Origin of the sequence: Bacillus cereus group sp. BfR-BA-01355 (genome assembly GCF_022663675.1) — a bacterium.
Lineage (GTDB): Bacteria > Bacillota > Bacilli > Bacillales > Bacillaceae_G > Bacillus_A > Bacillus_A thuringiensis_S.
Map to the genome: position 1 here is coordinate 1 of NZ_JAKUFY010000166.1, position 7,383 is coordinate 7,383.

Sequence of the window (7,383 nt, forward strand, 5' to 3'; positions counted from 1 at the left end):
CTTTTTTCTTTTCATCATTATATAACTTCGCCTTACTTTTCCCGAAGTTCATAACACGGCTACCGCCGCCTTGAGCTTGGTTTAATAAGAAGAAGAATAAAATGAAGATGATGACAAACGGAATGATTGAAGTAAAGAATGTTACCCAAGCACTTGTTTCTTCTGCTGGTTGATACTTAACTTCGGCACCTTTCGCTTTATCATTGATTTTCTTTTGTAATTCCTCAGTATTTGGTGCATAAGTAACAAATTGTTCTCCTTGGCTAGAGTTATTGAATTGTCCTTTTACCTCAAATACACCATTTTTCGGTTGAAGTTGCACATTACGCACTTCACCGCTTTCTAGTTTAGTAATGAATTTGTCGTAGCTAACTGATGTCGTTTTTTGTGTCGAACCATTAAAATAGCTCACGATTCCAATTACTACTAAGAATATCAGTAAATAAAAGATGGTATTACGGAAGATACGATTCATTCCTAACCTCCTCTCACGGCATAAACACTATAGTAAATCGTAACATAGAAAAACTTTCCTATACAATTGTAAAGCCTGTATTTAATTAATTTGAGTAAACGCTTGGTTTTAATACGCCTACATAAGGAAGATTACGGTACTGCTCTTTATAATCTAATCCATATCCTACTACAAATTCATGTGGAACAGTAAATCCAACATAATCCGCTTTCAGATCAACCTTACGGCCTGTTGGCTTATCTAATAATGTAACAATTTTTACAGACTTCGCTTTACGATATTTGAATAAGTCTACTAAGTAGCTTAGTGTAAGACCACTATCAATAATATCTTCGACGATTAAAATATCACGACCTTCTACAGAAGTATCAAGATCTTTTAAAATTTTCACTTCGCCTGTTGAAACTGTAGAGTGACCATAACTAGATACAGCCATAAAATCCATTTCAAGATATGTATCTGTTCTCTTTAATAAATCTGCCATAAATGGCATTGCGCCTTTTAATACACCAATTGCAAGGGGTACTGTGTTTTTATAATCCTCTGCAATAACTGCACCTAGTTCGCGCACCTTTTCTTGTATTTGTTCTTCAGAAATTAATACTTTTTCGATATCTTGATTCATCATTTCATTATCCTCCCGGAAGACTCCTTGCTTTTGTAGTGAATAATCATATATTTACCCTTCTTTGCCATCTCTTTCGAAATTGCAAATGCAGATCGCTTCAACAAGGGTACCCAAATAATGTTCCCACTTGCATCACAAACGACCGGCCATTCTTCCCTTTTTTCTTTTGGTACTTTCGCTTCGATAAAAATAGCTTTTATCTTTTTCGTGCCATCCATACCTTGTATTGACATGCGATCTCCATTTTCCCTAGAACGAATACGAAGTGGATATGATATATCATTATACTTAGCAACAAATACTGTTTCATTCATGTTACTTGGTATATCTTCGCTCACCTCTGTTACAAATTCATCCCCGTTCAATAGCGTAATGATCCCGGGTACTGATAAATCTTGCAAAAAAGGAGAGACAATTTCTTGTTTAAATCTAAAGCTACACTCCTCGTATGTACGAACAATTTTCAAATCACCTGGAAAATCAAGTGAACCTGAAGGTTGTGTCCGCTTAAAAAACTCAATCACCTTGTCAATATGTATAGAAGAAAGAGAAGATGGAATCTTATATTCATAAAGATAGTTTAATATTAGTTGAATCCCTCTTCTTTGTAAAGGCATAGACATGGATTCAAAGGCAGGAATTGATAAGCTAATTTGTTTATCACTTTTTTTTGTAATTACTTTATTCATTTTCTCAAAAGCTAATTCCTGCAAATAAGCCTCATCCTCTTGCATCTGCACGCTAAATTTTTGGAATTTCTCATGCATTTGTGGATTTTCTTCTTTTAAGTGAGGAAGGACATATTTACGTAATCGATTCCTTGTATATACTTCCTTTTTATTACTCGGATCTATACGTGGAATTAAATTTAGCTTATTACAGTAATCAACAATTTCTTCCTTCGTTACCCCAAGTAACGGCCTAATTAAATATCCATTATGAAAAGGACGCTTCACTGCAATTCCTGCATATCCTTTCGGAGTACTCCCTCTTACAAGACGCATTAAAATCGTCTCTACTTGATCATCTCCATGATGTCCAAGAGCAACATATCTTGCATCATATTTCTTCATTATTCTTTCCAAAAATGCATATCTGCATTCCCTAGCAGCAACCTGTGCATTCATCCCGTATTGCTGTTGATATTGTGATACATTAATTCTTATCGTTTCACAAATAATTCCCAGTTCTTCACAAAGGTCCTGCACAAACTGTAAATCCTCATGAGATTCATCACCTCTAAACATATGATCCACATGAGCTACTACAATTTCCAACTGTTTTTCCGCTCTTTTTTCTAATAAATAATATAAAAGGGCTAACGAGTCAGGACCACCAGAAACTCCCACAACAATTGTTGAATCATTCTTTAATACATCATGCTGCTTTACAAAGTCATCTACTTTTTCAACAAATGTATCTTTCAACTTCGCAATCACCTTTCATTAAACAAGAACAGCAACATTAGTCGCCTTGTCTATAATGGTACAACTTTTACAAACATTGTGCAAAAAAAAGATATACAAAAATTACATTTTTATCTTACATCCTCCGTCTGTATTCACAAAATCAATAGCATTACCTTTTCCCACAAAAAAACCTAGGTATTCGCCTAGGTTTTTAAAATCAAATTTTAGATAAACATTCCACTTACATTTTACTGCGCCTGCATGCCTACAATCGGAATCGTAGCCCACTTCGGCATATTTTTCTTCACTTTTGCCACTACAATAGTCATATCATCATTTATATAACCATCACAAGAGCGAATCACTTCTTCCATAATGATATCAGCAATTTCTTGCGGGTCTTCGGTTTGCAATTCTTTAATTTTTCGTTTCATCCACAATTCATGATTCTCTACATGCTGCGCTCCCTCAAAAATCCCATCGCTCATCATAATAAGGATATCGCCCGTTTTTAATTGTTCACCCACCACATCAACTTCAACATCTTCGATGATTCCCATCGGCAAATTACTTGCTTCAATTTTCAAAATATTATTCGCGCGTTTAACAAAACTCGGCGTTGATCCGATCTTTAAAAACCTTGCACTCGCATCTCGCAAATCTACCATAGCTAAGTCTAATGTCGTAAACATCTCTTCCGTCGTTCTCAAAGAAAGAATTGAATTAATAGACTTAATCGCTATTTCTTCGTCAATACCGGATTGGAGTATTTTTTGTAATAATTTCACCGTTTCCTTACTTTCCATATGAGCTCTTTGCCCATTCCCCATACCATCACTAATCGCAAGTGCATATTTGCCAACACTTAAATCCATCATCGCATAAGAGTCACCCGAAACAAATCCACCGCCCTTTGCGGCTGTGGCCAATCCCGTATCAAGAGAATACGTCTTCGCCGAACCGAATGATATTAAACTGTGGCCATTCGGATAAGAAGACTTTTCTTCATGTTTAACGACAATATTTTCTTTAAGGATATCCGAAAGCATCGGTGCAACTAACTTTTCACATTCACCATGTTCATTAGATGCAACGGGAATCAACATTTCAATATCAATACTTCCTCTATCTAAACAATAAATATCAACATGCTCTACTTCGACACCAAAATCACGGAACGCTTGCATAATCTGTTCTTCCTGCACCTGATGATTTTCACGCTCTCGTTGTATCTCCTTAGCAAAATCCTCCATAACCTTTGATACACCTAATAGTTGCTCCGCAACTATTCTACGATTTTCCTTCATTTGTTTTCGTAATTTTTGTCCCTCATAGAAATGATCTAATTCACCCGCTACTAAATCCGTCACTTTTTTCCCTCTCACACAATGCTTGTCCCACTCACGAACTAATTTACGATTATGTTGCAGGGTTCCTTCTTCCGTTTCACTCATTATTTGTTTCATATAATCGTACGTTTTATCGAAATTCACTACCCAGCATTGATCCTTTTTAAAGCATGTTTGACATGTTTTCGCAGTAATTGTACTCAAAAACAAATCTGCTTCTGTCTCTTTATCTTCTTCCTCTACATACCCATATACAGAAAAGCTATTAGATAAAGCAGCAAATACATTTGCAAATTGGTTGATTTTGTTCGCTGTAACATCGCGCATCCTTCTTAAATATTGTTGTTGATCTTGCGAATGCTCTTGTGTACCTGGCATAAATTTAGCAATACGATCTAAAACAAGCTTTGGCGTTAATAAGAAGATAGCAATCGCTACGCCTGACTCAATTAAAGTCGTTACAATATTTGTCTGTTTGTCTACATATAATGTAATTAAGCTTGTCCCAATTAATAAACCTAAACTAACACCTAAACGCTTCCCTTCTTTTAACAACCCACCAAGCAATCCAGAAAAAGCAAGAAGGCTAAGCTGGGACAAGCTAGATACATTTGCTAAACTTAATATCAAACCTGTTACGACCCCCACTGTAGATCCTGTAGCAGCACCCGCAATAAATGCAAATACTAGTACTAAATACCGTGTAAAAATATGTTGAATAGAAGCATCATATACAAACCAATCTGTTGTACCCGTTAAAACAGATGCTAGTAATATAATCAAACAAACAATTTCTTCCGTCTCTAACGCCTGTTGTTTTCCTTTCCTTTCTACTAAAAGCGGAACACTTTGTAAAAATATCATAGTTAATACAAAACTAAGCCCAGCCTCAATGGTACTAACGAGTAAATCGTACATGGTGACAGTTTGTTGTGCAAAATATACAACAACTAAGTGTGCGGTTAATGCGGAGATAAATACTTGAAATGGAACAAGTCCAACGGTTTTACGTGTGAATCTACTAAAGAAGATATTATAAATGAAGAAAGTAAAGATAGATGCAAAAGTAAAAAACAAATTATCTATCGAGACTGAAAGAGCTCCTCCCATTAGAGCTAAAAATGCTAGCGGCATCTTATCCCGCTTCATAACATAAACAGCAGCAAAAAATGGTAGTGCAAACGGTAAGATATTTGTTAATATATATGCTCTTCCCAAAAGAAAACCAATAACAACAATAATAAATCCCCATCTAAAGAAAACTTGTTCAAATTTCATTCGCAACTTACTCGTCCACTTTATTCCTCCAAGCTGACTCTCATTCATTGCCAATACACTTGTATTCATAGTATTCCTTCCTGCTTTAGGCATACTTTTAACACCACCTGCATAGTTTAATTACTGTCATTATAAAAGATGATTGTTGGGATTTTTGTCAAAACAACAGTTTTCACTTTTATAATCGTTCGACTTTTTATTCGAAATAACTCTACAGATATACACGGTATGTAAGTTATTTCGATTTTTTAATTAAATATTCAGAAAATATAGGGTGATTTTGTAGAAGTGTTGTATATCTTAATCCATTTAACAAAAAAAGATCATGCAAATTTGCATGATCTTTTTAGATGACCCGTACGGGATTCGAACCCGTGTTACCGCCGTGAAAGGGCGGTGTCTTAACCACTTGACCAACGGGCCGTTAAATTAAATATAGCGGCGGAGGGGATCGAACCCCCGACCTCACGGGTATGAACCGTACGCTCTAGCCAGCTGAGCTACACCGCCATGTCGTCGTATTTAACGGACAATTAGTATCTTACATCAGATATTATTTAAAGTCAACATATCTTGAAAACTTTTTTAAAATATATTTTCACATATAAAAAAGTACCCTGAGCCATCACTCTGGGTACCTCTCTATATGTTAAAAACTAAACGGTCTTATTATCCGCGACGTGCGCCACGGCCACCACGTTTAGACTCTGTGTTACGCTTTAAAGAAGTTAAACGATCTTCGCTATCCTTTAAGAAGCGTGCCATCTTTTGCTCAAATGTTTCTTTTGGAGCTCGGTCGTTACCGCCACCGCGATTATCTCTGTTGAAAGAGCGATTATTACGTTGTGGACGTCCAGAACGTTGTTGATCACCACCGCGTTGGTATTCACCGCGTGGACGATCTCCTTCTGTTTTTTCACGTTCTTTCGCTTTTTTGATAGATAAACCAATCTTTCCATCTTTTTCAACATTAATAACTTTTACTTCTACTTGGTCGCCCACTTTTAAGTGATCGTTAATATCTTTTACATAGTTATCAGCAACTTCACTAATATGAACAAGACCAGTTAAGCCTTCTGGCAGCTCCACAAAAGCCCCAAAATTTGTAATACCTGTTACTTTACCCTGTAACTTGCTGCCTACCTCGATTGACATAAAAAAAATGCTCCTCCTTAGTGGTTAAAAAGTCAAATTTTACTTTATTATATATAATCCTAAAATATAGTGTCAATAAGACATACTCTACTTCGAAACAGGAAAAATTATCTCCCCTTTACCAGAGAAGAAATAATCCCTTCTAGCAATCTTTAATACGTACTCTTCATCATTTAACTTTTGAACTTCGTCTTTTAGACTTTTTTCTTTATTCGTTAATGAATCCAGTTCTTTTTTCATGTCCTTAACTTTTGCTTCTTTTGCTTTAATGGAACTGTTTTGTTGATAAAACGTTACACTAATACTCGCAATAATTGTAAAAGTAAAGACAAGAAAAACCGCTAAACGGCGATAAAGTCGCTTCCTGTTCTCATCCGTTTGTATTATATGCTCTTTAACAGGATTTGGACTCTGTTTTTCGATTGTTCTTTGTCTCAGTTCCCTCATTTTCGAGGTCCCCCTAACTTCTTTTTTATACGCTCCCATATTTGGAAGATATGTCCCTTCAATTTTGCTATATATTGCAGGAACCCTATATGTTTCACTATAAAAAGTTTAACACGATTAGGGAGAAGTTTCCATATGAGCGAAGCAATAAATCGAACAGGCCAGAAAAAAACTTTCCATATGAAAAGTAATATCCAAATCACCATTTTCCATAACACATGTCCAATTGAAAGCAGTATACGAAATAAGAATAATATAAATGCAATAAATAGCTGCGCTATAATAATAACAGGTTTTATCATGAGTAGCTGTATAATTCGAACAAAAAAATATGTTGTTTGCATAAAAATATAGATGAGAAAATTTAACAGCTTCATGTATAGTGCTTTCAGTAAGCTTTGATATGCCGCAAAACCACATAATAATGCCAAAAACACATATATACGTAACTCAGCTTCATTTACGAGAAGCAATACATAAAAGACAAATAATGCTTGGACAATCCAAAATAGTATATCATGTATAAATACAAGCCAACGTTTACGTTCTTGACGCTTTAAAAAACGTTGATATGTATCTAAAGATGCTCCAATCCAAGCACCCATTCCAATCATTGAAAGCATTGTATACAACTGAATTGTT

The 7,383-nt window shown here is 35.5% G+C and carries 7 protein-coding genes and 2 tRNA genes; all 9 read right to left on the bottom strand.

Annotated elements, in window-relative coordinates:
• The coding region (locus MR167_RS29350) for an ATP-dependent metallopeptidase FtsH/Yme1/Tma family protein (RefSeq protein WP_242316090.1) at positions 1-475 on the bottom strand (475 nt) is incomplete at its 3' end.
• An 85-nt stretch (positions 476-560) separates the two neighbouring features.
• A complete protein-coding gene (hpt, locus tag MR167_RS29355) occupies positions 561-1,103 on the bottom strand; it encodes a hypoxanthine phosphoribosyltransferase (RefSeq protein ID WP_000981846.1) in 543 nt (180 codons plus the stop codon).
• Complete coding sequence (tilS, locus tag MR167_RS29360) at positions 1,100-2,530, bottom strand: tRNA lysidine(34) synthetase TilS (protein WP_000655456.1); 1,431 nt, start codon at positions 2,528-2,530, stop codon at positions 1,100-1,102. The genes hpt and tilS overlap by 4 nt, the downstream gene beginning before the upstream one ends.
• Before the next feature lie 230 nt (positions 2,531-2,760).
• Positions 2,761-5,232, bottom strand: a complete 2,472-nt coding sequence (gene spoIIE, locus MR167_RS29365; RefSeq protein ID WP_001123558.1) for a stage II sporulation protein E — start codon at positions 5,230-5,232, stop codon at positions 2,761-2,763.
• Positions 5,233-5,490: 258 nt separating this feature from the next.
• Positions 5,491-5,562 (bottom strand) — tRNA-Glu (locus MR167_RS29370).
• Between the two features lie 13 nt (positions 5,563-5,575).
• A tRNA-Met gene (locus MR167_RS29375) sits at positions 5,576-5,649 on the bottom strand.
• A 159-nt stretch (positions 5,650-5,808) separates the two neighbouring features.
• Positions 5,809-6,294 carry a S1 domain-containing RNA-binding protein gene (locus MR167_RS29380; RefSeq protein ID WP_000021451.1) on the bottom strand — a complete coding sequence of 162 codons (486 nt, stop codon included), beginning with the start codon at positions 6,292-6,294 and terminating at the stop codon, positions 5,809-5,811.
• An 87-nt stretch (positions 6,295-6,381) separates the two neighbouring features.
• The gene (divIC, locus tag MR167_RS29385) at positions 6,382-6,741 is read right to left on the bottom strand and encodes a cell division protein DivIC (protein WP_001208739.1); all 360 of its coding nucleotides are present in this window, start codon (positions 6,739-6,741) and stop codon (positions 6,382-6,384) included.
• Positions 6,738-7,383, bottom strand: a 646-nt coding sequence (yabQ, locus tag MR167_RS29390) for a spore cortex biosynthesis protein YabQ (RefSeq protein ID WP_242316091.1), incomplete at its 5' end; no start/stop codon positions are given. The genes divIC and yabQ, both read right to left, overlap by 4 nt.

Bases quoted from the DNA above. Each gene is read 5' to 3' on its own strand.
- spoIIE (WP_001123558.1), bottom strand. From the start codon at position 5,232: ATGCCTAAAGCAGGAAGGAATACTATGAATACAAGTGTATTGGCAATG.
- divIC (WP_001208739.1), bottom strand. From the start codon at position 6,741: ATGAGGGAACTGAGACAAAGAACAATCGAAAAACAGAGTCCAAATCCT.
- hpt (WP_000981846.1), bottom strand. From the start codon at position 1,103: ATGATGAATCAAGATATCGAAAAAGTATTAATTTCTGAAGAACAAATA.
- MR167_RS29380 (WP_000021451.1), bottom strand. From the start codon at position 6,294: ATGTCAATCGAGGTAGGCAGCAAGTTACAGGGTAAAGTAACAGGTATT.